The sequence below is a fragment of the Komagataeibacter xylinus NBRC 15237 genome, from assembly GCF_001571345.1.
Classification (GTDB): domain Bacteria; phylum Pseudomonadota; class Alphaproteobacteria; order Acetobacterales; family Acetobacteraceae; genus Komagataeibacter; species Komagataeibacter xylinus.
On the sequence record NZ_BCTP01000014.1, the window covers coordinates 1 to 22414 of the forward strand.

General features: G+C 66.7%; 20 protein-coding genes. 9 read left to right on the forward strand and 11 right to left on the reverse strand.

Annotated elements, in window-relative coordinates; genetic code table 11:
• The first annotated feature begins 128 nt into the window (after positions 1 to 128).
• Positions 129 to 2378, forward strand: a complete 2250-nt coding sequence (locus GXY01S_RS07565) for a primosomal protein N' (protein WP_061273725.1) — start codon at positions 129 to 131, stop codon at positions 2376 to 2378.
• Between the two features lie 107 nt (positions 2379 to 2485).
• Here the strand turns inward: GXY01S_RS07565 and GXY01S_RS07570 are convergent, their stop codons facing one another.
• The gene (locus tag GXY01S_RS07570) at positions 2486 to 4171 is read right to left on the reverse strand and encodes an NAD(P)/FAD-dependent oxidoreductase (RefSeq protein WP_061273727.1); all 1686 of its coding nucleotides are present in this window, start codon (positions 4169 to 4171) and stop codon (positions 2486 to 2488) included.
• Positions 4172 to 4323: 152 nt separating this feature from the next.
• On the opposite strand from GXY01S_RS07570, the gene GXY01S_RS07575 reads away from it, so the two are divergent.
• From GXY01S_RS07575 to GXY01S_RS07585, 3 genes are all read left to right on the forward strand, one after another.
• On the forward strand, positions 4324 to 5493 hold the full coding sequence (locus GXY01S_RS07575; protein WP_061273813.1) for a cation diffusion facilitator family transporter: 1170 nt from the start codon (positions 4324 to 4326) through the stop codon (positions 5491 to 5493).
• Positions 5494 to 5515: 22 nt separating this feature from the next.
• A complete protein-coding gene (locus tag GXY01S_RS07580; RefSeq protein WP_061273729.1) occupies positions 5516 to 6418 on the forward strand; it encodes a cation diffusion facilitator family transporter in 903 nt (300 codons plus the stop codon).
• A gap of 168 nt (positions 6419 to 6586) precedes the next feature.
• Positions 6587 to 7918, forward strand: a complete 1332-nt coding sequence (locus GXY01S_RS07585) for a chloride channel protein (RefSeq protein WP_061273731.1) — start codon at positions 6587 to 6589, stop codon at positions 7916 to 7918.
• Between the two features lie 79 nt (positions 7919 to 7997).
• Here the strand turns inward: GXY01S_RS07585 and GXY01S_RS07590 are convergent, their stop codons facing one another.
• The 9 genes from GXY01S_RS07590 to GXY01S_RS07630 form a co-directional block, all read right to left on the reverse strand.
• The gene (locus tag GXY01S_RS07590) at positions 7998 to 9035 is read right to left on the reverse strand and encodes a glycosyltransferase (RefSeq protein ID WP_061273733.1); all 1038 of its coding nucleotides are present in this window, start codon (positions 9033 to 9035) and stop codon (positions 7998 to 8000) included.
• Positions 9036 to 9057: 22 nt separating this feature from the next.
• A complete protein-coding gene (locus GXY01S_RS07595) occupies positions 9058 to 10119 on the reverse strand; it encodes a WD40 repeat domain-containing protein (protein WP_061273734.1) in 1062 nt (353 codons plus the stop codon).
• Entirely contained in the window at positions 10116 to 11117 is a 1002-nt protein-coding gene (locus GXY01S_RS07600; protein WP_061273740.1) for a CobW family GTP-binding protein, read from the reverse strand. The genes GXY01S_RS07595 and GXY01S_RS07600 overlap by 4 nt, the downstream gene beginning before the upstream one ends.
• 100 nt (positions 11118 to 11217) lie before the next feature.
• Positions 11218 to 12312 (reverse strand): glycosyltransferase family 4 protein, encoded by a 1095-nt coding sequence (locus GXY01S_RS07605; protein ID WP_061273815.1) that lies wholly within the window; start codon positions 12310 to 12312, stop codon positions 11218 to 11220.
• A 14-nt stretch (positions 12313 to 12326) separates the two neighbouring features.
• Positions 12327 to 12995 (reverse strand): glutathione S-transferase family protein, encoded by a 669-nt coding sequence (locus tag GXY01S_RS07610; protein WP_061273817.1) that lies wholly within the window; start codon positions 12993 to 12995, stop codon positions 12327 to 12329.
• Positions 12995 to 14092 carry a tRNA 2-thiouridine(34) synthase MnmA gene (gene mnmA / locus GXY01S_RS07615; protein WP_061273742.1) on the reverse strand — a complete coding sequence of 366 codons (1098 nt, stop codon included), beginning with the start codon at positions 14090 to 14092 and terminating at the stop codon, positions 12995 to 12997. Before mnmA ends, GXY01S_RS07610 begins: the two co-directional genes overlap by 1 nt.
• Positions 14093 to 14218: 126 nt before the next feature.
• The gene (locus GXY01S_RS07620; protein ID WP_061273819.1) at positions 14219 to 14533 is read right to left on the reverse strand and encodes a ferredoxin family 2Fe-2S iron-sulfur cluster binding protein; all 315 of its coding nucleotides are present in this window, start codon (positions 14531 to 14533) and stop codon (positions 14219 to 14221) included.
• Positions 14534 to 14563: 30 nt separating this feature from the next.
• Positions 14564 to 15745, reverse strand: a complete 1182-nt coding sequence (locus GXY01S_RS07625; RefSeq protein ID WP_061273745.1) for a cysteine desulfurase family protein — start codon at positions 15743 to 15745, stop codon at positions 14564 to 14566.
• A gap of 70 nt (positions 15746 to 15815) precedes the next feature.
• Positions 15816 to 16949 carry a cysteine desulfurase family protein gene (locus GXY01S_RS07630; protein WP_061273747.1) on the reverse strand — a complete coding sequence of 378 codons (1134 nt, stop codon included), beginning with the start codon at positions 16947 to 16949 and terminating at the stop codon, positions 15816 to 15818.
• Between the two features lie 584 nt (positions 16950 to 17533).
• Here GXY01S_RS07630 and GXY01S_RS07635 point away from each other — a divergent pair.
• From GXY01S_RS07635 to GXY01S_RS07645, 3 genes are all read left to right on the forward strand, one after another.
• Entirely contained in the window at positions 17534 to 18199 is a 666-nt protein-coding gene (locus tag GXY01S_RS07635) for an alpha/beta hydrolase (protein WP_061273749.1), read from the forward strand.
• A 112-nt stretch (positions 18200 to 18311) separates the two neighbouring features.
• Positions 18312 to 19556 (forward strand): tyrosine--tRNA ligase, encoded by a 1245-nt coding sequence (gene tyrS, locus GXY01S_RS07640; protein ID WP_061273751.1) that lies wholly within the window; start codon positions 18312 to 18314, stop codon positions 19554 to 19556.
• 3 nt (positions 19557 to 19559) lie between these two features.
• A complete protein-coding gene (locus GXY01S_RS07645; RefSeq protein ID WP_082770775.1) occupies positions 19560 to 20039 on the forward strand; it encodes a DUF4186 domain-containing protein in 480 nt (159 codons plus the stop codon).
• Positions 20040 to 20093: 54 nt separating this feature from the next.
• Here GXY01S_RS07645 and GXY01S_RS07650 read toward each other — a convergent pair whose 3' ends face one another.
• Positions 20094 to 20432, reverse strand: a complete 339-nt coding sequence (locus GXY01S_RS07650; protein WP_061273754.1) for a Rieske (2Fe-2S) protein — start codon at positions 20430 to 20432, stop codon at positions 20094 to 20096.
• Between the two features lie 129 nt (positions 20433 to 20561).
• Between GXY01S_RS07650 and GXY01S_RS07655 the strand changes: the two genes are divergently transcribed.
• Positions 20562 to 21809: an aminopeptidase gene (locus GXY01S_RS07655; RefSeq protein ID WP_061273756.1), complete on the forward strand. Its 1248-nt coding sequence runs from the start codon at positions 20562 to 20564 to the stop codon at positions 21807 to 21809.
• Complete coding sequence (locus GXY01S_RS07660; RefSeq protein ID WP_061273758.1) at positions 21806 to 22363, forward strand: hypothetical protein; 558 nt, start codon at positions 21806 to 21808, stop codon at positions 22361 to 22363. Before GXY01S_RS07655 ends, GXY01S_RS07660 begins: the two co-directional genes overlap by 4 nt.
• Positions 22364 to 22414 lie beyond the last annotated feature (51 nt).

The window sequence follows — 22414 nt, forward strand, 5'->3', positions numbered from 1 at the left end:
GGCACCCAAAAACTTTTATCACTCTTTAATCAATGCGTTGTTTCAAAATAATGTCTTATCGGGGCGATGGATGCGCCCTGCCTCATGGATGGACAAGACACAGCCGATGCCTGACGGTAGAAAAACACATGCCGCATCGCAACCCCACCCAGACGGACCTGCTGCCCCCCGCCCCTGACGGGCGCGTGCGGGTCATGCTCACCCTGCCCTTTGCCGGGCCGCTGGACTACCTGCTGCCACCCCGGCTGGCCGCTGCCCGCCCCGGCGATATTGTAAGCGTGCCGCTCGGCCGCCGCACCGAAACCGGCGTGATCTGGGATGCCGCACCCAGCCTGCCGCCCGAATTCAGGCCGCCGCCCCCGAAGGAAGTCGCCACCAGCCGCCTCAAGCCCGTGGCTGCCCGCCTTGACCTGCCGCCCCTGCCCGCGCAACTGCGCCAGTTCGTGGACTGGGTAGCCGCCTATACGCTCTCGCCGCCGGGCATGGTGCTGGCCATGGCGCTGCGGGCCAATGCGCTGGCCGCCCTGCCCAGGCCCGGCACGGGCTACAGCCCCGCGCCCGCATTGCCTGCCGACCTCCGGCTGACCCCTGCCCGCCAGAAAGTGCTGGACATTGCAGGCAATGGCCCGCCCCTGCCCGCCGCCGAACTCGCCCGCCGGGCAGGCGTGGGGGCGGCCGTGATTCGTGGCCTGGCGCAGGCGGGCGCGCTGCGGGCGGTTGAAATCACGCCCCCGCCGCCCTTCGCCGTGCCTGATCCCGCGCATTGCCCGCCCACGCTGGGCGGCAACCAGGCCGAGGTGGCGACCGAACTGCGCGCAAGGGTGGGTGAAGACAGCTTTTCCATCACCCTGCTGGAAGGCGTGACCGGGTCAGGCAAGACCGAGATCTACATGGAGGCCATTGCCGCCTGCCTTGAGGCCGGAAAGCAGGCGCTGGTGCTGCTGCCCGAAATCGCGCTCTCGGCACAGTGGACCGGCCGCTTTGCCCGCCGCTTTGGCGCGGAGCCCGCGCTGTGGCACTCCGACCTTGGGGCAAGGCTGCGGCGCGTGACATGGCGGGCGGTGGCCGATGGCACGGCGCGGGTTGTGGTGGGCGCGCGCTCGGCGCTGTTCCTGCCGTTTGCCCAGCTTGGGCTGATCATTGTCGATGAAGAGCACGAGACCGCCTTCAAGCAGGAAGATGGCGTGACCTACCACGCGCGCGACATGGCGGTGGTGCGTGCGCGCATGAGCAAAGCCCCCATCGTGCTGGTCTCGGCCACCCCCAGCCTTGAAAGCCTGGCCAATGTGGGCGCAGGCCGCTACCGGCACCTCAAGCTCAATGCCCGCCACGGCAATGCCACCATGCCCGTGGTGGAAACGCTGGACATGCGCGCCGACCCACCCGAGCGCGGGCTGTTCCTCTCCCCCGTGCTGACCGGCGCGATCAACGATGCCGTGGGCCGGGGCGAGCAGGCCATGCTGTTCCTCAACCGCCGCGGCTATGCGCCACTCACGCTGTGCCGCACCTGCGGCCACCGCATGCAGTGCCCCAACTGCACCGCCTGGCTGGTCGAGCACCGCGCGCGCCATATCCTGACCTGCCACCATTGCGGGTATGACGAGCCCATTCCACAGACCTGCCCCAAATGCGCCGATGCCGACAGCCTGACCCCCATCGGCCCCGGCGTGGAACGCATAACGGAGGAAGCGCGCGCCACCTTCCCCGATGCCCGGATTCTGGTCATGGCGAGTGATACGCTCAGCGGCCCCGCCGCCACGGCCGCCGCCGTCGAGCGCATTGCCCGGCGCGAGGTGGATCTTGTGATCGGCACCCAGATCGTGGCCAAGGGCTGGCACTTCCCGCACCTGACACTTGTGGGCATTGTCGATGCCGATCTCGGCCTTGGCGGCGGCGACCTGCGGGCCTCGGAGCGCACGGTGCAGCTTCTGCACCAGGTAGCTGGGCGCGCGGGCCGTGCGGAGGCGCCGGGCCGGGTGCTGTTGCAGAGCTACGTGCCCGACCACCCGGTAATGCAGGCACTGGTTTCAGGCAATTTCAGCAGCTTCATGGAGCAGGAGGCCGAGCAGCGCCGCCCCGGCTTCTGGCCGCCTTATGGCAGGCTCGCCGCCCTGATCGTGAGTGCCGAGACGCCGGATGCCGCCGAACTGACCGCCCGTGCCCTTGGCCAGAACGCGCCACGGCTTGATGGCGTGCAGGTTCTTGGGCCCGCCCCCGCGCCGCTGGCCATCCTGCGCGGGCGGCATCGCCACCGGCTGCTGTTGCGCGCGCGGCGCAACATTGCGGTGCAGCCCATCATGCGCGAATGGCTCAGCCGCGTGAAACCCGAGCGCGGGGCGCGGATTGACGTGGATATTGATCCGGTCTCGTTCCTGTAAGGACAAAACAGATCAAAGTTTTTGGTGAAGCTTTTTTCAAAAAGCTTCGAAGAACGCCGCCTTTTTGAAAAAAGGCGGCACCCAAAAACTTTTACTTCTTTAAGGCTTTACTGCGCCTCCGTGGCATGGGTCATGCCCCGGTGCAGCGCCTGCTCCACATCCCGCCCCGCCAGCGACAGGGCCACTGCCTCGGCAATGCGGATGCCGTCAATACCCGCCGAGAGGATGCCCCCGGCATAGCCCGCCCCCTCGCCTGCCGGGAACAGCCCACGCAGGTTCACGCCCTGCCCGTCCACCCCGCGCGGAAGGCGCAGCGGGGATGAGGTGCGCGTCTCCACCCCCGTCATCACCGCATCCCGCATGGAAAAGCCTGCCAGCTTGCTGTCAAAATGCGGCAGGGCCTCGCGCATGGCCTCAACGGCAAAATCAGGCAGGCAGGCCGACAGGTCAGTGGGTGTCACGCCGGGGCGGTAGGACGGTACGACAGCGCCAAGCGTGGTGGAGGCCACGCCATCGAGGAAGTCGCCCACCGTCTGCGCGGGCGCGAAATAGGCCCCGCCCCCGGCCACGAACGCACGCCGCTCCCATTCGCGCTGGAAGGCGATGCCCGCAAGCGGGCCGCCGGGATAATCGCGCTCCGGCGTCACCCCCACCACCAGGCCTGCATTGGCGTTGCGCTCGGCACGGGAATACTGGCTCATGCCATTGGTCACCACCTGCCCCACCTCGGATGTGGCGGCCACCACCGTGCCGCCAGGGCACATGCAGAAGGAATAGACCGCGCGGCCATTGCTGGCGTGGTGCACCAGCTTGTAATCCGCAGCGCCCAGCAGCGGCACGGCCTCGGGCTGGCCATAGCGGGCGGTGTTGATGACCGATTGCGGGTGCTCGATGCGCACCCCGATGGAAAACGGCTTGGCCACCATGGCAACGCCTGCCGCATGCAGCGCGCCAAAGGTATCACGCGCGCTGTGGCCAATGGCCAGCACCACGTGGCTGGCTGCGATCTCGTCCCCATCCGCCAGGCGCAGCGCGCGGATGCGCTGCCCCCCCGCGCCGTCATCACCGGTCACGAATTGGGTTACGTGCGCGCCAAAGCGGTATTCGCCGCCCAGCGCCTCGATCTCGGCGCGGATATGCTCGACCATCGACACCAGCCGGAACGTGCCGATATGCGGGCGCGAGAGGTATTCGATCTCGGGCGGTGCGCCCGCGCGCACGAACTCGGCCAGCACCTTGCGGCCATAATGGCGCGGATCGCTGACCTGGCTGTACAGCTTGCCATCGGAGAAGGTGCCCGCACCCCCTTCCCCAAACTGCACGTTACTCTCGGGATTGAGGATGGATTTGCGCCACAGGGCAAAGGTATCGACCGTGCGCTCGCGCACCACCTTGCCGCGCTCGAGCACCAGCGGGCGCAGGCCCATCTGCGCCAGCACGAGGGCCGCCATCAGCCCGCATGGCCCCGCCCCGATCACCACCGGGCGCGTGAAGCCGGGCCGGGCCGCAAGGGCCGGGCCATCATCCACTGCAAAACGGTAGGTGGTATCAGGCGTGGCCATGATGTTGCGCGCGCCTGCGTGGGCGGCGAGCACGGCGGCCTCGTCACGCACGGCGCAGTCCACCGTATAGACCAGCATCACGCGGTGCCGGTGGCGGGCGTCATGACCACGGCGGAAAATGGTGATGGCCTCGATCTCCGCCGTTGCCACACCCAGCCGTTCGGCCACCGCCTGTTCCAGTGCGGCGTCGTCATGCGCGATGGGCAGGCGCAGTTCGGTCAGTCGGATCATGGGCGGGTTTTTCCGTGGCTGGTGGCAGTGCGGGAGCCATATCACGCCGGGGCAGCGCACAGGAATGTGCTAAATGCTGGTGACGCGCCGTAACCTTCTGCTAGGAAGGCGGCGATACCCTGCCCCTCCCGATCAATATGGATTCAGGCCCCATGGGCGAATGCCAGCACAACCATGGCGCGGATGGCCATGACCACTCCCATGACCATGCCGCCCCGCCAGCGCATGGTCCGGCCTGCAATGGCCACGACCACGCGCAGGACGCCCATGCGCACCCTGAGCAGGCTCCCACCGGGTCTGACGCGGGCCATGACTGCGGCCATGACCATGACGCCCATGCGGGCCACGACCATGCCGATGATGGGCATGAGGGGGGCTGCGGGCACAATCACGGGCATGGCGGCGGACTGTTCGGCCACCACCATGTGCACACGCCTGCCTCCTACGGGCGGGCGTTTGCCATCGGCATTGCGCTCAACCTTGTCTATGTAGCGGGCGAGGCGGTGTGGGGCGTGCGCAGCCATGCGCTCTCGCTGCTGGCCGATGCGGGGCATAACCTGTCCGACGTGCTCGCACTTGGGGCGGCATGGCTGGCCGAAATCCTCTCGCGCCGCTCGCCTACCGCCAATTTCACCTACGGGCTGCGGCGGTCCTCCATACTGGCGGCACTGGGCAATGCCGTGGCCCTGCTGGTGGTGACCGGCGGCATCATGTGGGAGGCCGTGCTGCGGCTGATCCACCCGCACCCGGTGGCAGGCGTTGCGGTGATGGTAGTGGCCGGGATCGGCATCGTGGTGAACGGGCTGACCGCGCTGCTGTTTGCCAGTGGGGGCAAGAAGGACCTCAACCTGCGTGGCGCATTCGTGCACATGGCATCCGACGCCGTGATGGCGCTGGCCGTGGTGGCGGGTGGCGGCCTGATCCTGCTGACCGGCTGGCTGCGCATCGACCCCGTCATCTGCCTTGTGGTGTCGCTTTCCATCATTCTCGCCACATGGTCGCTGCTGCGTGATTCGCTCGACATGGCGCTTGACCGCGTGCCGCGTGGCATCGACCCTGCGGCCGTCGATGCCTTTTTGCGCACGCTGCCCGGCGTGTGCGACCTGCATGACCTGCATATCTGGCCCATCAGCACCACCGAAACCGCGCTGACCGTCCACCTCGTGCGCGGGGCAGGCGAGCAGGGCCATGCGCCTGATGGCCTGCTGAACCGCGCGGCAGCCGAACTGCAGGCCCGCTTCGGCATTGTTCACCCCACCTTGCAGATTGAAACCCTGACCGATGCCAACCAGTGCATTCTGGCCGAAGCCCACTCCGTCTGATCGCAAGGACCGCCTGTTCAGCATGTTTGCCCGTACCGACCCCAAGATCCGCGCGGCCTGGTGCAGCGTTGTCGTCAGCCTCATCGCCCTGGGCATGAAATACGCCGCATGGCGCGTGACCGACAGCATCGCGCTGTATTCCGATGCCATCGAGACCATCATCAACGTGGTCTCCGCCGTGGCCGGGCTGTGGGCGCTGCGGGTGGCAAGCCTCCCGCCCGACCACAACCACACCTATGGCCACTACAAGGCCGAATACCTCTCCGCCGTGGCGGAAGGGGTGCTGGTGGTCATTACCGCCATCACCATCGCGCATGAGGCGTGGATCGGCTTCCAGCACATGCATGCGCCACAGGATTCGCTGATGGGCATTGCGCTCAATGGCGGCGCGGGCGTGCTCAACCTGGTGTGGGGGCTGTTCCTGCTGCGGCTGGGGCGGGCGCGCCATTCACCCGCACTGGTGGCGAGCGGCCACCATGTGCTGTCCGATGTCTGGACATCGGCGGTGCTCATCACGGGGTTCGTGCTGATTCCGCTCACCGGCTTCCTGTGGCTCGACCCGCTGCTGGCCGCCCTGATTGCGGTGAACGTGCTGCGCACGGGGTGGGAGATGATGCGCACCTCCATCGCGGGACTGATGGACGAGGCCCCCAATTCCGAGACGCTGGGCGAGATCCGCTCCATCATCTCGCACACAGCCACCGGCGCCATTGAGGCGCATGACATCCGCGCGCGCATTGTCGGCGCCATGACGTTTATCGAGTTTCATCTTGTCGTGCCCGGCGCCATGAGCGTAGAGGAAGCCCACCACATATGCGACCGGGTTGAGGATGGCCTGCGCGCGGGGCTGGGCGATGCGCTGATCAACATCCATGTCGAGCCGGAACGCAAGGCCAAGCATACCGGCGTGCTGGTGCTGCCCTGACCTGGCAGAAGGGGCGGATATTCTGCCAGTGACCGCCTGACCTGCGATAAATACCACCCCTGCCGGGCAACCGGATGGCCTAAACCCGGTTTTACCCGTTTCAGGGCAGTTGCTGAAAGTACGTTACCGGGCATGCGAACCGACCTTACCGAGATACGCCGGAAACACATGCGCCATCTGCGCCGTTCCGCGCGGATTACCACCGAGCAGTGGCGGCGCAAGCTCGCGTGCTGGGCGGCGGCCGTGGTGGTGGGCGTGGTGGCGGTGGGCTTTGCCATGGCGGCCGATGCGGCAGCGAGCCTGCGCACGCACATCATCGCGTTCAACCCGTGGCTCATGCTGGTGCTGACGCCAGGCGGGCTTGCGCTTTCAACGTGGCTGACGCGCACATGGTTTCGCGGCGCGCAGGGCAGCGGCATACCGCAGACCATTGCCACGCTGCACCTTGAAAATTTCGCCATTGTTGACCGGCTACTGTCGCTGCGGGTGGCGGCGGGCAAGATCGTGCTGACCTCGCTGGGGCTGGTGGCGGGGGCCTCCATCGGGCGCGAGGGGCCGAGCGTGCAGATTGGCGCCGCCATCATGCATGCGTGCGGGCGGTGGCTCAACCTGTCCACCATCAGCATGCGGCGCGGGCTGATCCTGGCGGGCGGGGCCTCGGGCGTGTCAGCCGCGTTCAACACGCCGCTGGCAGGCATCGTGTTCGCCATCGAGGAACTCAGCCACTCGTTTGAGCAGCGCACCAGCGGCACCATGCTCACCGGCGTGATCCTGTCGGGTGTCACGGCCATCGCCCTTGTGGGCAATTACAGTTATTTCGGCCACACGGATGTGGTGGTGCCCATTGGCATAAGCTGGATCGCGGTGCCGACCTGCGGCATTCTGGGTGGTATTGGCGGGGGCGTGTTCTCGGCCATTCTCATCCGGGCCACGCGCGGCCTGCCCGGCGGGCTGGGGCGCTTTGCCAAGGGGCGGCCCGTGGCGTTCGCCGCCGTGTGCGGGCTTCTGCTGGCCATACTGGGCATTGCCTCGGGCGGGATAACCTATGGCACCGGCTACTATCAGGCGCATGAAATCATTGACGGGCGGACACATTATCCCGCCTCGTTCTTCATCCTCAAATTCATCGCCACCATCATTTCCTACTGCTCGGGCATTCCGGGCGGGCTGTTTGCGCCCTCCCTTGCCATCGGGGCCGGGTTTGGCGGCTGGGTAGCGCAGTTCCTGCCGCACACCACGCCGGGCGCCGTGGTGCTGCTGGGCACGGTGGCCTATTTCTCCGCCGTGGTGCAGTCACCGCTAACGGCCTCGGTCATTGTCATGGAAATGTGCGATAACCAGCAGGTTACGCTGGCGCTGCTGGCCACGTCATTTTTGGCCTATGGCGTGTCGCGCATGATCTGCTCGCAGCCGCTCTATGCGGCCCTGGCCGAGGCGTTTCTTGATGGCATGGCCTCTGCCCCCAAGCCCCCGCCTGCGGCAGAACCCGCCGTAAAATAACAGAAGTTTTTGGTGAAGCTTTTTGCAAAAAGCTTCGGAAAACGCCGCCTTTTTGAAAAAAGGCGGCACCAAAAAACTTTTATCCGTTTTTTGTCTTTATCACCCGGTCGTAAAAGGCCAGCCATTGGTTGGTTACGGCCTGCGGCGTAAAGCCTGCCTCGTAATCGCGCGTGCCGCCTGCCCTGATCCTTGCTGCAAGGGCGGAATCATCAAGCACCGCGCGGATGGCGGTAGCCAGGGCCGGGGCGTCATCAATCGGCACCAGCATGCCGTTTTCGCCATTGCGGATATGTGCCTTTGGTCCATCCGCCGCACAGGCCACCAGCGGCACGCCTGCGGACCAGGCATCGAGTATCACGGTGCCAAACGGCTCATAGCGCGAGGGCAGCACGCACAGATCCGCTGCTGCCAGCAAGGCCCCCCGGTCCGAGCGCCAGCCCAGAAAATGCACCCGATCCGCCACCCCCAGCCTTGCCGCCTGCGCGCCAAGGGCCGCACGCAGCTCGCCCTCGCCTGCCAGCCATACATGGCAGCGCGGCAGGGCGGGCACCGCGTCAAGCAGGGTTTCCAGCCCCTTGGCCGGGTGCAGGCGCGAGAGCACCAGCAGCACCGGGGCATCGGGCGGCGTATCAAGTGCGTGCCGTGATACCGGCGGCTGCGGTTTTACGGAGGGGAAGGTGGGAATATAGGCCACGCGCTCCGCTGGCGCGCCACGCGCCACCATCGAGGCCGCCATATCCGCCGTGCAGCCCACAAACCAGTCGCAATGCGCAAAGGCACGCAGATCCTTGTAATTGCCGAACCAGCCAATCACCGGCACCCCGGTGCCCGCAGGCACGATCTCGGCAGCGCGCCGCAGCCAGCAATGAATGAGGTCGGGCCTGACGCGCCTGATCAGCCGCCGCATGGCGTAGCGGGCGGCAGAGCGGAGCGGCAGGCGCAGCGGGCCGGTATCCACCTGCATGCCCGCAGCGCGCATGGCGGGCACGCGGGGGGCGGCAGGGTGCATGACCACGCCCTGTTCAAGCCCGGCCTCATGCAGGCTGCACATGACATCGGTCGCATAAAGCTCCGCCCCGCCATTGCCCCTTGCCGCCATGACATGCAGCACCCGCATGCGTTTTCCGCCCCCTGCTGCTTTATTTGGCCGACAGGTCGATCACGGCGGCGCGGCCATCTTCCGTGCCAAACGCCAGCGCGCAGCCATCGGGGCTGAAGGCCAGCGCGGTTACCGCCCCCTCGCCCGCCATGCTGACGGGCAGCAGGCGCTGGGCATTGGTATCGACCATCAGCACCGCGCCATCGGCAAAGCCCGCGGCCACGATGTCATGCACGGGGTGGCAGGCAACACGGGTGCACATGATGCCGGGAATGCCGCCGGCCTCAGCCGGTGGCTTGCCCATCGGGCCGCCACCAAAGAACGGCCACATCACGATGGTGTCCGCCCCGCTGGTCACCAGCCACTTGCCATTGCGCGTAAAGGCCATGGACTGCACCTTGGTGGGGTAGCCGCTCATGCGCATGTTGTGCCCATCCGCCAGCCGCCAGCCATGCAGTTCCGATTCCTGCATGGAGGTGACCAGCGCCTCGCCCGCGGGGTGGATGGCGATGCCGATATGGCTGCCCTTCCATTCGAGCTGGCGGGGATTATCCACCTTGGCCTGCACGAACCACATCGACGCGCCATTATAGTGCGAGGCCGCGATGCGCTTGCCCTTGGCGTCAAACACGATACCGCTGACGGTGGAAGGATGCTCGAGCACCTTGAGCGTATCCCTGCCTGCCGCATCGCGCAGTTCGACCTGCTTGCCCGAGGCAAAGGCGATCACGCCGCCCTTGTCACCCGCCCAGGTGGTGATGTGCTCGATCCAGCGGCGGCCTTTTGCCAGTTCGCTCACGGTGCCATCAGCCGCAATCCGGCGCAGGCTGTTGTCATCGCCGCCGGTCAGGAAGCCGGTGGGCACGGCATCGGGGGCGATGGACAGCACCGCGCCATCATGCACGGTCTGCACATCCCATGCATCCGATTGGCCCCAGTCGGCGCGGGCAGCCACCATCACGTCGCCCTCGGCGGTGGCGAAGGCGACCTGCTGGCTGTCACGCGCAATGGCGCAGCCGGTGATCTGCCCTTCAAGCTGGCGCTGCGCGCCCCGGCGTTCGAGCAGCGAGGGGGGCATGGTGTCGTTCATGGCGCCGCTCATTTCGCACGGCAGCTTTCAAAACCACGGCGCAGTTGCGGGCGGTTGAGGTTGCGGCCAATGAAGACAAGGCGCGACACATGCGGCTCATCCTTCTTCCACGGGCCGATAAAGCCGCCATCGGCCATCATGTGCACCGCCTGGAAAGCGAAGCGCTGGTCCTCGCCCGCATAGTTCAGGATACCCTTGGCGCGCAGGATGTCCGCCCCCTGCTCCTGCAGCACCGCGCCGATCCATGCCTGGAACTTGGTGGCGTCGAGCGGCTCCTCCACTTCAAACGACATCGAGGTGACATCCGCCTCATGCGAGTGGCTGGTGTCTTCAAGGAAGTTGGGGGCATGCTCGAGCGCGCGCTGGAGGTCAAAGCCGCCCTGGTCGAGCACGTCGGACAACGGCACGTCGCCGCGCTTTGCGCGGTGGATGCGGCACACGGCGTTGATGGAGCGGATGCGCTTTTCAATCGCCTCAAGGCCCGCTTCATCCACAAGATCGACCTTGTTGAGGATGATCACATCGGCAAAGGCGATCTGGTTCACCGCCTCCGGGCTTTCTTCCAGCGTCTGGAGCACGTTGTAGGCATCGACCACGGTCACGACCGCATCGAGCCGGGTCTTGCCGCGCACGTCCTCATCAACAAAAAAGGTCTGGGCCACGGGCGCGGGGGCGGCAAGGCCGGTAGTCTCGACGATGATGCCGTCGAACTTGGCGCGCCGCTTCATGAGGTTGCCGAGGATGCGGATCAGGTCGCCGCGCACGGTGCAGCAGATGCAGCCGTTGTTCATCTCGAACACTTCCTCGTCGGCATCGACCACGAGGTCGTTGTCCACGCCAAGCTCGCCAAACTCGTTGACCACAACCGCGTATTTGCGGCCATGCTGGGCGGTGAGGATATGGTTGAGCAGCGTGGTCTTGCCTGCGCCGAGGAAGCCCGTCAGCACCGTAACCGGCACGAGGGCGTTCGCAGCTTTGGCGTCAGGAGCGGCCTGAACGGTATCGGACATGGAACCTCCAGTGTTTGGGCATGAGCCTTGTGTGCCCAGATATAGGACGGCGCACGGCCCCGTCCCATACCCGCGCGACATAAAAACGCAAAACGCGGCGTCAGGTGCGGCGGCGCAGGGCCTCGGCCCGCATGTGGGCGCGGCAGGCACGGGCATGCTCCACGCCAAAGTGCAGCGCCTGTGCGCGGCCCCGCGCGGCAAGGTCCGCGCGCAGGGCCGGCCCGTCCATCAGCCGGGCCATGGCCTGTGCCAGTTCGGCCGGGGGCTGGGGCGGGCACAGCATACCGCCATCGCCCACCACCTCCGGCAGGCCGCCGGTGGGAGCAGCCACGAGGGCGGCACCCGCCGCCATGGCCTCCAGCGCGGCAAGGCCAAAGGGCTCGGGCCAGCGGCTGGGCACCACCACAATGGCCGCCCGCGCCATGGCGGCCAGCACATCCGCATGGGGCCGGTAGCCCTCAAGCCCGATGCCTGCCGCCTGCGCGCGGGGCAGCAGTTCCGCCATGAAAGGAGTAAGCGGCGCATCGGCACGAAACCGGTCGGCCCCGATCATGTCAAAACGCCAGCCGGGATAAGTGGGGACAAGCTGGGCACAGGCCGCAACGAACAGGTCAGCCCCCTTGGTCTCGACCATGCGCCCGGCAAACAGCACCTGTTGCGCGCGATCCGTCATGGGCGGCACGCTGGCGGGAATGGCCACCCCGTTGGGCGAGACGCCAACCCACTGCGCATCGGTAGCGGGCACGCCTTCAAGGAAGCGCTGGCGCACCCAGCCGGACACGCAGGCCACGTTCATCCACCGCAGCAGGTCCGCGCGGCGGGCGGGCGTCTCGGCCCCGCGCATGCCCTGCGGGTCGTTATGCAGCACCAGCAGCACGTGCTGGCCGGGGCGGCTGCGCGCGATATGCAGCGCGGTATCGGGGCGGTTATGCACCTCGACCACCGCAGGGCCGATGTCATGCACGATTCGCAGCACGGCGGCGGCATAACGGTGGCTGCGGCTGCCCGGCGGCCACAGGCCGGGGCGCACTGTCCGGTATTCATGGTCGGGCAGCAGCGTGGGGCCTGCGACCGGCGCGCCGATGATGACATCATTCGGGCCGGCAAGGGCTGCCACCTGCAGGCCGATGGCGCCCACGGCCCCCGTGCTGAAACCTTCACGCGCGGGCAGCACCACCGCCACACGCCACGGCAGGGCGTCCACGGAGGTCAGCCGATGTCCTCAAAGCGCGCCTGCTGCCACTGCTTTGGCTCCTGGGCGGCAAGCTGGTACCATTCCGCCATGAGCGGATGCGCGCGCACGGCGGTCATGTAGGCCCGTGATTCCGGCGAGGGACTGACCCCATAGGACAGGAAGCGCGAGACGATGGGCGCGAACATGGCATCCGCCATGCCGAATTTTTCCCCGAACAGGAAATCGCCGTCCTTGCCAAAATCAAGCCGCGCCTCGGTCCAGATCGCGTCGATCCGCGCGATGTCGGCATCGATATCCGCCGTGGTGCCCGCGGCCAGCGGGCGGTTCTCGCGCCCGGTATTCATGGGCATGGCGGCGCGCACGGCGCGAAAGCCCGCATGCATCTCGGCGGCGATGCTGCGGGCATAGGCGCGCGCGCGGGCATCGGCAGGCCACAGGCCGGGGGCCTGCTCGGCGCAGTATTCACAGATCGCGAGGCTCTCCCACACGGCAGCGCCGTCGTGTTCAAGGTAAGGCACCTTGCCATTGGGCGAGATGGTGCGGATGGCGGGTGTCTCGCCATTATCGGCCAGCGGGATCACCTGCTCGCGCACGTCAAGCCCGGCCAGGCGCACCGCAAGCCAGCCGCGCAGCGACCATGATGAATACCGCCGCGTGCCAATGACCAGAATACTGTTGTTCATCATGCCGCCTTTCCTTCGCCTCCGGCCTCGACCCGGCGGATGAACCCGCCGCCAAGCACCCGGCTGCCATCATACATCACGCAGGCCTGCCCCGGCGCGGGCACGGCCCCCTCATCCAGCACCACGCGGGCCGCGCCATCGGGCAGCGCCCATACGGTGGCCGCACGCGCGGCCTCGCGCGCGCGGATCTGCACCGCGCAACGCAGGCCATCAGGCCCCGGCTGCGGCACCAGCCAGTTCATGTTGCGCAGCACCAACGTGCGGGCCACGGCCTGCGCGCGCGGGCCGATCACCACGCGCCTGCGGGCAGGCTCGATGCCCACAACCATCTGCCGCTCGCCAGCCAGCATGGCGGCATTGCCCAGCCGCTTGCTCTGGCCCACGGTGTAGCGGCTCACGCCTTCATGCTCGCCCACCACCTGGCCGGAGCGGTCCACGATCTCGCCCGCGCCGGTTATGTCGGGGCGCAGCTTTTCCACCAGGGCGGCGTAGGAGCCATCGGTCACGAAGCACAGGTCCTGGCTGTCGGGCTTGGCGGCCACGGCGAGGCCAAAACGCTCGGCCTCGGCGCGGACGGCGGCCTTATCGGGCATGTCGCCCAGCGGAAAGCGCAGGAAATCAAGCTGGTCACGCGTGGTGGCGAACAGGAACCATGACTGGTCGCGCCCCTCATCAACGGGGCGGTGCATCTCAACGCCATCAGGGCCTTCCACGCGGCGCACGTAATGCCCGGTGGCCATGGCATCGACCCCAAGGTCACGCGCCATGCCCAGAAGATCGGTGAATTTCACGCCCTGGTTGCACGCAACGCACGGCACCGGCGTCTCGCCCGCAGCATAGGCATTGGCGAAGGTATCGATCACGCTGTCCTGAAAGCGGCGTTCGGCGTCGATCACGTAATGGGGGATGCCGAGCCTGTCGGCCACGCGGCGGGCGTCGTGTATGTCGCGCCCGGCGCAGCACGCACCCTTTTTCTTGCTCTCGCGGGAATCGTAGAGTTGGAGGGTCGCGCCAATGACCTCGTGCCCTTCGGCCACGAGGCGCGCGGCAACGACGGAACTGTCCACCCCGCCAGACATGGCCACAAGAATACGCATGGGCTCGGTTCCACTTCCCTTGAAACAGGCAATGCCCGGAGAACTATCAGCCTCCGGGCATCGCGCGTCAAACATCATCCTGCCCGGCCGCGCCACAAAATCACGCGGGCGGCATGAGCCGTCCGGTCAGGACGTGCTGGGCAGGCGCACCACGAGGCCATCGAGCGCCTCGGTCATCACGATCTGGCAGCCCAGGCGCGAGGTCTTTTCCAGCCCGAAGGCGAGGTCGAGCATGTCTTCCTCGTCCTCGGTCGGCGGCGTCAGCTTGGGCGCCCATTCGGGGTCAACCACCACGTGGCAGGTAGCGCAGGCCAGCGAGCCTTCGCATGCGCCTTCAAGGTCAACACCGTTCTTGTGCGCGATTTCCAGGACCGACAGGCCCAGCGGGGCCGCGACTTCGCGGCGGGTGCCATCACGCTCGATGAATACTATATGCGCCATCTTTTCCATCCTGCCTGTGCGTTGCGCCCGTTACGGTTGCGCAGCGCTGCCTTGCGCGCGGCAATGTGCCACCGCGCGGCACAGGATCGCCGCCGCGCGATCCACTTCGGCGGGTGAGGTATAGCGTCCGACCGCCAGACGCAAGCCTTCCGCCGCCCGAGCCGCCCCAAGCCCCATTGCGCTGAGCACATAGGACGGCACCACCTCGGCCGAGGAACACGCCGACCCGGTGGACAGGCACAGTTCGGGGGCGGCGGCCAGCAGGTCGAGCGCGCGCACTCCTTCGAAGCCCAGGTTCAGGTTGGCGGCAAGCCTTGCCTGCATGCCGCCATGCACCCGCAGGCCGGGACAGCCCGCCGCAAGGGCGGCCAGCATGCGGTCGCGCAGGGAAGCGATGCGGGCACGCTCGGCCGCCCCTTCAAGGCGGGCAATGCGGCATGCCGCGCCAAACCCGATAATCAGGGGGGCTGGCAGCGTGCCCGAGCGCAGGCCGCGCTCCTGCCCCCCGCCCGAGAACAGCGGGGCAAGCCGCACGCGCGGCCTGCGCCGCACGAACAGCGCGCCCACCCCCTTCGGCCCATACAGCTTGTGCGCCGAGACGGAGGCCAGATCGAGATCCCACGCCCTGACATCAATATCCACCTTGCCCGCAGCCTGCGCCAGGTCGCTGTGCAGCAGGCTGCCTGCCGCGCGCACGATGGGGGCGAGGGCGGCAAGATCGTGCAGCACGCCGGTCTCGTTATTGGCGGCCATGATGGAGGTGAGCAGGGTGGGCACCTCAAGGGCCGCGGCCAGCACAGCGGGGTCGAGCGTGCCATCGGGCCGCACGGGCAGGATCACCGGCTCGCAGCCCTCGTGCGCCAGGTCACGCACCGATTCCAGCACGCATTTGTGTTCGGTCGCCACCGTGATGACCCGCCTGCGCGGATCGCCGCGCGCGATCAGGTGGCGCACGGCCCCCTTGATGGCAAGGTTGTTGGCCTCGGTCGCGCCCGAGGTAAACACGATCTCACGCGCATCAGCGCCGAGCAGGGCCGCAACCTCGCCACGTGCCTGCTCCACCGCATCATGCGCGGCCCGGCCCGCCGCGTGGTCGAGGCTGTGGGGGTTGGCGAAGCTGTGGGCAAACCACGGCATCATTTCGTCCACCACGCGGGGATCGCACGGCGTGGTGGCCTGATAGTCGAGATAGATCAGGTCAGGGTCGGTCATGCCCGCCGCCCGTGCTGGGGGGGCATCCGTTCAGCCCCTCTGCGCGCCATATGGTTCGCGATGGATCTGGTCATGCAACCGCTCCGGCCTGTGCGGGCAGGCGGGCCGCCATGGCTGTGTAGGCGTTGATGAAGCCCTGCACGTCCGCCTCATCCACCGACCATGGCAGCGAGACGCGGATGGCGCAGCCAGCACCCGCGCCCAGCCCCATGGCCTCGAGCACATGCGACCGCGCCACCTTGCCCGATGAGCAGGCCGCGCCAGCGGAGACGCCATAGCCCGCCATGTCGAGCGCGATCAACTGGGTCTGCGCCCGCCGTCCGGGCAGCACAAGGCTGGTGGTATTGGCCAGGCGCATGGCCCCTGCCCCGCACGCACTAGCCCCTGCCGCCACGGCCGCCGCCTCGATGCGGTCACGCCATGCGCCAAGCCGGTCGGCCTGCACCCCCATTGCCGCAACCGCAACCCTTGCCGCCGCCGCCATGCCAGCGATGGCAGGCAGCGCTGGCGTGCCGCCGCGCCGCCCCTGCTCCTGCCCGCCACCGGCCAGAAGCGGCGGCAGGGCATGGAACCGCGCGCCCGCCAGCAAAAGCGCGCCCGCGCCTTTGGGGCCGCCAAATTTATGACCCGATATGGCCACGCTATCCGCCCCGAGTCCCTCCAGCGTAAAGGCGATGCGCCCTGCCGCCTGCACCGCATCCACATGCAAAAGCGCGCCATGGGCGTGGCACAGATCAGCGATTTCACGCACGGGATTGATCACGCCGGTCTCGTTATTGGCCAGCATGGCGCAGACCAGCGCGGGGGCCTGCCCGTTCGCCAGCATGCGCTCGAGGGCATCAAGGTCCAGCACGCCATCGGCCCGCACGGCAATGGTGGTCGCCTGCGTTGCCGCGCGCACGGCATCATGTTCACTTGCGCCCACCAGCACGCGCCTGCCGGCCGCCTGCCCGGCAATGGCCAGCATATTGGCTTCCGTGCCGCCGGAGGTGAACACGCAGTTCTCCGCTGCCCCCCCGAACAGGGCCGCGATGTCCTCACGCGCGGTCTCGAGCACGGCGCGGGCCGCACGGCCCGCACGGTGCACGGAGGCCGGGTTGCCCGCCACCACGGCCGCCTGCATCATGGCCTCAAGCGCCTGGGGCCGGATGGGCTCGGCGGCATTGGCGTCAAGATATGTAAAACGCTCGCTCAGGGTGCTCATGCTGTCCAGCCATATGGGTTGCGCCAAGTCCTTTTGCGACGGCAATTACGATTTATGTGGCATTTTGTGAATCCCCGCCGCTATAAGGCAGCGCAACATAATATTTATTGCAACGTGTTATGGGTGCCGGGCACCTCTTTATCCCATACCGCTGCCTCAATGTCGCCCGCCCAACATCGGGGCCATGGCAAGGAGAGCGAACCGACACGAGACACCCCGCGCAGGCCCGGAGGACTATTGCCCACGGCATGAACCGTGGCCATATCCCGCCATATCTGCCCCCCGCGCAGGGCACGCCTGCCGAAGATGCACTGTTACCCGGTAGGCATAATGCCCATTATTCAGGTGGGTTGGTATATTTGCGGTCTGGCGCGCCGGGCCGGGTCACTTCTGCTTTTCAGGCTGTACCCACCGGGTGCATACAGGCCGCCAGCCTGCATCCGGCGCGCGTAACAGCCCGAAGACAGCACTTTTTTTCTCTGCCTGCCGACCTGACGGGGCATCGCCGGTCGGGCAGGCTGTAACAGCAACCGTTCCCGTTGCAATGCCTGGAATGCACGGGAAGATGCAAATGCGGGACACCTATGCCTGAGGTCATGTTTGCCGGCCCTGATGGCCGCCTGGAAGGTCGATACCACCACTCAAGCGCGCCCAACGCGCCGCTTGCCCTGGTGCTCCACCCTCACCCGCTGCATGGCGGTACCATGAACAACCGCATCACCTACGCCATGTACCGCGAGTTCGAGAAAATGGGCTTCTCGGTCATGCGCTACAATTCGCGCGGGGTCGGGCGCTCGCAGGGGCGCTATGATGGTGGCATTGGCGAGATTTCGGATGCCGCCGCCGCCCTTGACTGGATGCAGATGGTCAACCCCAACGCCAGCGGGCTGTGGATCGCGGGGTATTCCTTCGGGGCCTTCGTGGGCATGCAGCTGCTCATGCGCCGCCCCGAGATTACCGGCTGGATCAGTGTCGCCCCGCCTGCCAACTACTATGATTTCGGCTTCCTCGCCCCGTGTCCCTGCGGCGGGCTGATGATTGCGGGCGAGAACGATGAACTCGTGCCCGAGCCCGCCGTGCGCAAGCTGGTGGACAAGCTGAACACCCAGAAGGGCGTGAGCGTGGATTACCGCATCTTCAAGGGTGCCGACCATGTGTTTGCCAACCAGGCCGAGCAGGTGACCGAAGCGCTTGAAGACCATGTAAGCACGGTCATGAACCGCAAGATGCTCGCCCTCGCGGCGGACTGATTGCACCACCTGCCGGTTCCGGGCGGTTTCATCAACGCCTGCGAACATGCTAGAGGCTTGTCCGCGCCGGGGTCGCCCGGCCAGCGACGGACCTTACAGCGCGGAACAGATCATGCCCAAGAGTGAATTCCTCCGGGAAGCCGAAGCACGCGGCTTCATATTCCAGTGCACCGACATGGAGGCCCTCGACGCCGCCATGCAGGCCGGACCGGTGGGGGGCTATATCGGGTTCGATCCCACGGCGGACAGCCTGCACGTGGGCAGCCTGATCCAGATCATGATGCTGCGCCTGATGCACCGCCACGGCCACCGCCCGGTGGCCCTGGTGGGCGGCGGCACCGCGAAAATCGGCGACCCCTCCTTCCGCGAGGAAGCCCGCCAGCTCATGACGGCGGAAACCATCGCCACGAACCTGCGCGGCGTGGAAGCCTGCCTGCGACAGTTCCTGCCACTGGGCACCGGCCCCACCGAACCGCTCCTGACCAATAATGCCGACTGGCTGGACAAACTCTCCTACATCGACCTTCTGCGCGATGTGGGCGTTCATTTTTCCATCAACCGCATGCTCTCGTTCGACTCGGTGCGCTCGCGGCTGGAGCGTGAGCAGGGACTGACCTTCCTGGAGTTCAATTACTCCATTCTCCAGTCCTATGACTTCCGTGAACTCAACCTCCGTCATGGCGTAACGCTCCAGATGGGGGGATCGGACCAGTGGGGCAACATCGTGTCGGGCATCGACCTGGTGCGCCGCATGAACGGGGCGCAGGTTTTCGGCCTCACAACGCCGCTGCTCACCACGAGTTCCGGCGCCAAGATGGGCAAGACGGCGCAGGGCGCGGTGTGGCTCTCGGCAAAGCGGCTGCCGGTGTTCGATTACTGGCAGTTCTGGCGCAATGTGGAGGATGCGGATGTGGGCCGCTTCCTCAAGCTGTTTACCGAACTGCCCATTGAGGAATGCGAGCGCCTGGCAGCCCTCGGCGGCGCCGGGATCAACGAGGCGAAAAAAGTGCTGGCCACCGAGGCCACGGCACTGTGCCACGGCCGTGCCGCCGCCGAGGAAGCCGCCGAGGCCGCCCGCCGCACCTTTGAGGAAGGCACCCTGACGGCCGACCTGCCCACCTCCACCGTGCCCGCGGCCGAACTGAGCGGGGGCATGCCTGCCTTCCGCCTGTTTGCCGAGGCTGGCCTTGCCAGCACCAACGGCGAGGCCCGCCGCCTGATCCGTGGCAAGGGCGCACGGGTGAATGGCGTCGTGATCGAGGACGAGGCGCAGGTCATTACCAATGCCGACCTGGTTGAAGGCGCGGTCAAGCTCTCGGCCGGGCGCAAGCGCCACGTTCTGGTCAAGCCAGCCTGAGCCATGGCGCGCAGGCCCGCACGCAAGGCAGCCCCGGCGCAACAGGCTGACCTGTTTGCGCCCGCTGCGCGCCCTGCGCCGCCACCTGCGCCTGCGCCACTGGCCGACCTGTCCGCACTGCCCCCTGTCGCACCCGAGTTATGGGCGCGGCTGGCCTACTCGAAATTCCGCGCCCGCTTTCACCTTGGGGCCAGGGAGCAGGCGTATCTGGCCAGCCGGGGCCTGCCTGAAGTCATGCGCCACGCAGCCGACTTCATCGCCACCCGCCTTGCCCCCGCGCAGCCCGCGCGTGATGGCAGGCAGACTCCATGGCGCGGGCACCCGGTGTTCATTGCCCAGCATGCCACCGGCACCTGCTGCCGGGGCTGTGTGGCCAAATGGCATGCCATACCGGAAGGCGAGAAGCTTGATGCTGCGCAGCAGGCCTACCTTCTGGCCGTGATCCAGGCATGGATCAGGCGCGATGGCAGCCAGCAATCATAAGCAAGTCTCTGGTAAAGCTTTTCCCCAAAAGCCTTGAACGGCGTCTGGCGACCGTTATCCGTCAACCCGCGCCCAGACTTCATCTTCGCTGATCCAGCTTTCATAGGCCTGCGGCATCGGCCCCGCCGCCTCCATGCGGCCACCGGGGGCCTGCGCATGGCCATCGGCGCCAAAGGTCCACATATGCAGCGGGCAGACGATGCGGCCATACAGCACGTATCCATCAGACAGGCGGGCGTTGCCGTGCGGGCAGCGGTCATCGATCACGGCGGGGCGGTCGCCCTCCACCATCCACACCACCACGGCCCGGCCTGCGCACATAACGCGCTGCGGGGCCTCGAGTGCTGCCGATACGGTGCATAACGCGCGGGAACCCGATGGGGCCTGTTTCATTGAGTGCATGCTCACGCTCCGCTGGTTTGCGGTTATCATTTTACGCACCGGGCGTGTGTCGTCTATCCTGCAGGGCAGTTTCCGCAGGCCTGCGGCACGCCGCCTGCCTTTTACAGGATATGATTACGCATGGTTCTTTCCCCCCGGCATGAACATCTTCTGGACCGCCTGGCCGAAGTCGCCGTCCGCGTAGGCGTGAATGTCGCGCACGGGCAGCAGCTTCTCATCACGGCCCCGCTCGACGCCGTGCCGCTGGTGCGCCGCATTGCCGAGCACGCCTACAGGGCAGGCGCATCCCTGGTCACGCCGTTCTATTCCGATGACGTGACCACGCTGGCGCGCTTCCACCATGCGGCGGATGATACGCTCGACACCGCCGCCGACTGGCTGCACGAAGGCATGGCCAGCGCCTACCGCAAGGGGGCGGCGCGCATGGCCATTACCGGGGGCAACCCGGTGCTGCTGGCCAATGAGGATGCCGAGCGCGTCTCGCGCATTGGCCGCGCGGCCTCGAAGGCGGGGCGGCCCGCCATGGAACTGATCACGCGATTCGCCATCAACTGGAACATCGTGGCCTTCGCCACCCCGGCCTGGGCGGCACAGGTCTTTCCCGGCGTGCCGGAGGCGGAAGCCGTCAGCCGCCTGTGGGATGCCATCTTCCAGGCATCACGCGTGATGGTGGATGACCCGGTGGCGGAATGGAAAGCCCATAACGCCCACCTGCGCAAACGCGCCACGTGGCTGAATGAAAAACGCTTTGCCGCCCTGCACTTTACTGGCCCCGATACCGACCTGACCGTGGGCCTTGCCGATGGCCATGCCTGGGCGGGCGGCGCGGAACCCGCGGGCAACGGCATCGTGTGCAACCCCAACATTCCCACCGAGGAAGTGTTCACCACGCCGCATGCCCGCAAGGTCAGCGGCACGGTGCGGGCCACCAAGCCGCTGTTCCACCAGGGCACGCTGATTGACGATATTGCCGTGCGCTTTGAAGAGGGGCGCATTGTCGAGGCCCATGCCAGCAGCGGGCTTGACGTGCTCAACCGCATTCTCGACACCGATGAGGGCGCGCGCCGCCTTGGTGAAGTGGCCCTCGTGCCCGCCTCCTCGCCCATCTCGGCAAGCGGCATCCTGTTCCGCAACACCCTGTTTGACGAGAATGCGGCCAGCCACATTGCCCTTGGCCAGTCCTACGCCAAGTGCATGCTCGATACCGACAGCCTGACCGAAGCCCATCTGGCCGAACAGGGTGCCAATACCAGCTTCATCCATATTGACTGGATGATCGGGTCCAGCAAGATCGATGTCGACGCCATCAACCACGATGGCACACGCGAACCCCTGATGAGACAGGGCGAATGGAGCAACCAGCCATGACCGCTTCCTTCCTGCGCCGCACCCTTGCCGCCAGCGCCTGCACGCTTGCGCTGGCCACCGGCCTGATGGCCGTGCGCCCGGCCCTGGCCCAGCAGCCGATGCAGCAGAGCACCACCGAGCAGGCCCAGCCGACGCCTGCCCAGCAGGCCGCCATTGCCCGTGACATGAAAACGGTGGCGGAATACAGGCTGCCCAAGGATTTCTTCACCCGCATGATGCCGGTGATCGAGCAGATCCGCCAGTCGCGCATCTCCCCGCCCGAGACACCCAACATGTCGCTTGAGGAAACGATCAAGCGCACCGAGGCCATGCCCGCGCTCCAGCCCATTCTGGAGCATTATCACATGAGCGCGCGTGAGTTCGTGATGGGCATCACCACCTTTGGCCTGACCAGCGCCGTGATGCAGCACCCGGCCCAGGACAGCAGGAACATGCCAACGCTGAACCCCGATAACGTCAAGCTGCTCCAGTCGCATCAGGCCCAGACGCAGGCGCTGATCCAGGCGATGGGCGGCAGCGAGGGGGAAGCCCAGCAGCCCGGCACGCCCCAATAAAATACTGAAAAAGAATATAAAGTTTTTGGGTGCCGCCTTTTTTCAAAAAGG

Bases quoted from the DNA above. Each gene is read 5' to 3' on its own strand.
- GXY01S_RS07565 (WP_061273725.1), top strand. From the start codon at position 129: ATGCCGCATCGCAACCCCACCCAGACGGACCTGCTGCCCCCCGCCCCT.
- GXY01S_RS07570 (WP_061273727.1), bottom strand. From the start codon at position 4,171: ATGATCCGACTGACCGAACTGCGCCTGCCCATCGCGCATGACGACGCC.
- GXY01S_RS07575 (WP_061273813.1), top strand. From the start codon at position 4,324: ATGGGCGAATGCCAGCACAACCATGGCGCGGATGGCCATGACCACTCC.
- GXY01S_RS07580 (WP_061273729.1), top strand. From the start codon at position 5,516: ATGTTTGCCCGTACCGACCCCAAGATCCGCGCGGCCTGGTGCAGCGTT.
- GXY01S_RS07585 (WP_061273731.1), top strand. From the start codon at position 6,587: ATGCGCCATCTGCGCCGTTCCGCGCGGATTACCACCGAGCAGTGGCGG.
- GXY01S_RS07590 (WP_061273733.1), bottom strand. From the start codon at position 9,035: ATGCGGGTGCTGCATGTCATGGCGGCAAGGGGCAATGGCGGGGCGGAG.
- GXY01S_RS07595 (WP_061273734.1), bottom strand. From the start codon at position 10,119: ATGAGCGGCGCCATGAACGACACCATGCCCCCCTCGCTGCTCGAACGC.
- GXY01S_RS07600 (WP_061273740.1), bottom strand. From the start codon at position 11,117: ATGTCCGATACCGTTCAGGCCGCTCCTGACGCCAAAGCTGCGAACGCC.
- GXY01S_RS07610 (WP_061273817.1), bottom strand. From the start codon at position 12,995: ATGAACAACAGTATTCTGGTCATTGGCACGCGGCGGTATTCATCATGG.
- mnmA (WP_061273742.1), bottom strand. From the start codon at position 14,092: ATGCGTATTCTTGTGGCCATGTCTGGCGGGGTGGACAGTTCCGTCGTT.
- GXY01S_RS07620 (WP_061273819.1), bottom strand. From the start codon at position 14,533: ATGGCGCATATAGTATTCATCGAGCGTGATGGCACCCGCCGCGAAGTC.
- GXY01S_RS07625 (WP_061273745.1), bottom strand. From the start codon at position 15,745: ATGACCGACCCTGACCTGATCTATCTCGACTATCAGGCCACCACGCCG.
- GXY01S_RS07630 (WP_061273747.1), bottom strand. From the start codon at position 16,949: ATGAGCACCCTGAGCGAGCGTTTTACATATCTTGACGCCAATGCCGCC.
- GXY01S_RS07635 (WP_061273749.1), top strand. From the start codon at position 17,534: ATGCCTGAGGTCATGTTTGCCGGCCCTGATGGCCGCCTGGAAGGTCGA.
- tyrS (WP_061273751.1), top strand. From the start codon at position 18,312: ATGCCCAAGAGTGAATTCCTCCGGGAAGCCGAAGCACGCGGCTTCATA.
- GXY01S_RS07645 (WP_082770775.1), top strand. From the start codon at position 19,560: ATGGCGCGCAGGCCCGCACGCAAGGCAGCCCCGGCGCAACAGGCTGAC.
- GXY01S_RS07650 (WP_061273754.1), bottom strand. From the start codon at position 20,432: ATGAAACAGGCCCCATCGGGTTCCCGCGCGTTATGCACCGTATCGGCA.
- GXY01S_RS07655 (WP_061273756.1), top strand. From the start codon at position 20,562: ATGGTTCTTTCCCCCCGGCATGAACATCTTCTGGACCGCCTGGCCGAA.
- GXY01S_RS07660 (WP_061273758.1), top strand. From the start codon at position 21,806: ATGACCGCTTCCTTCCTGCGCCGCACCCTTGCCGCCAGCGCCTGCACG.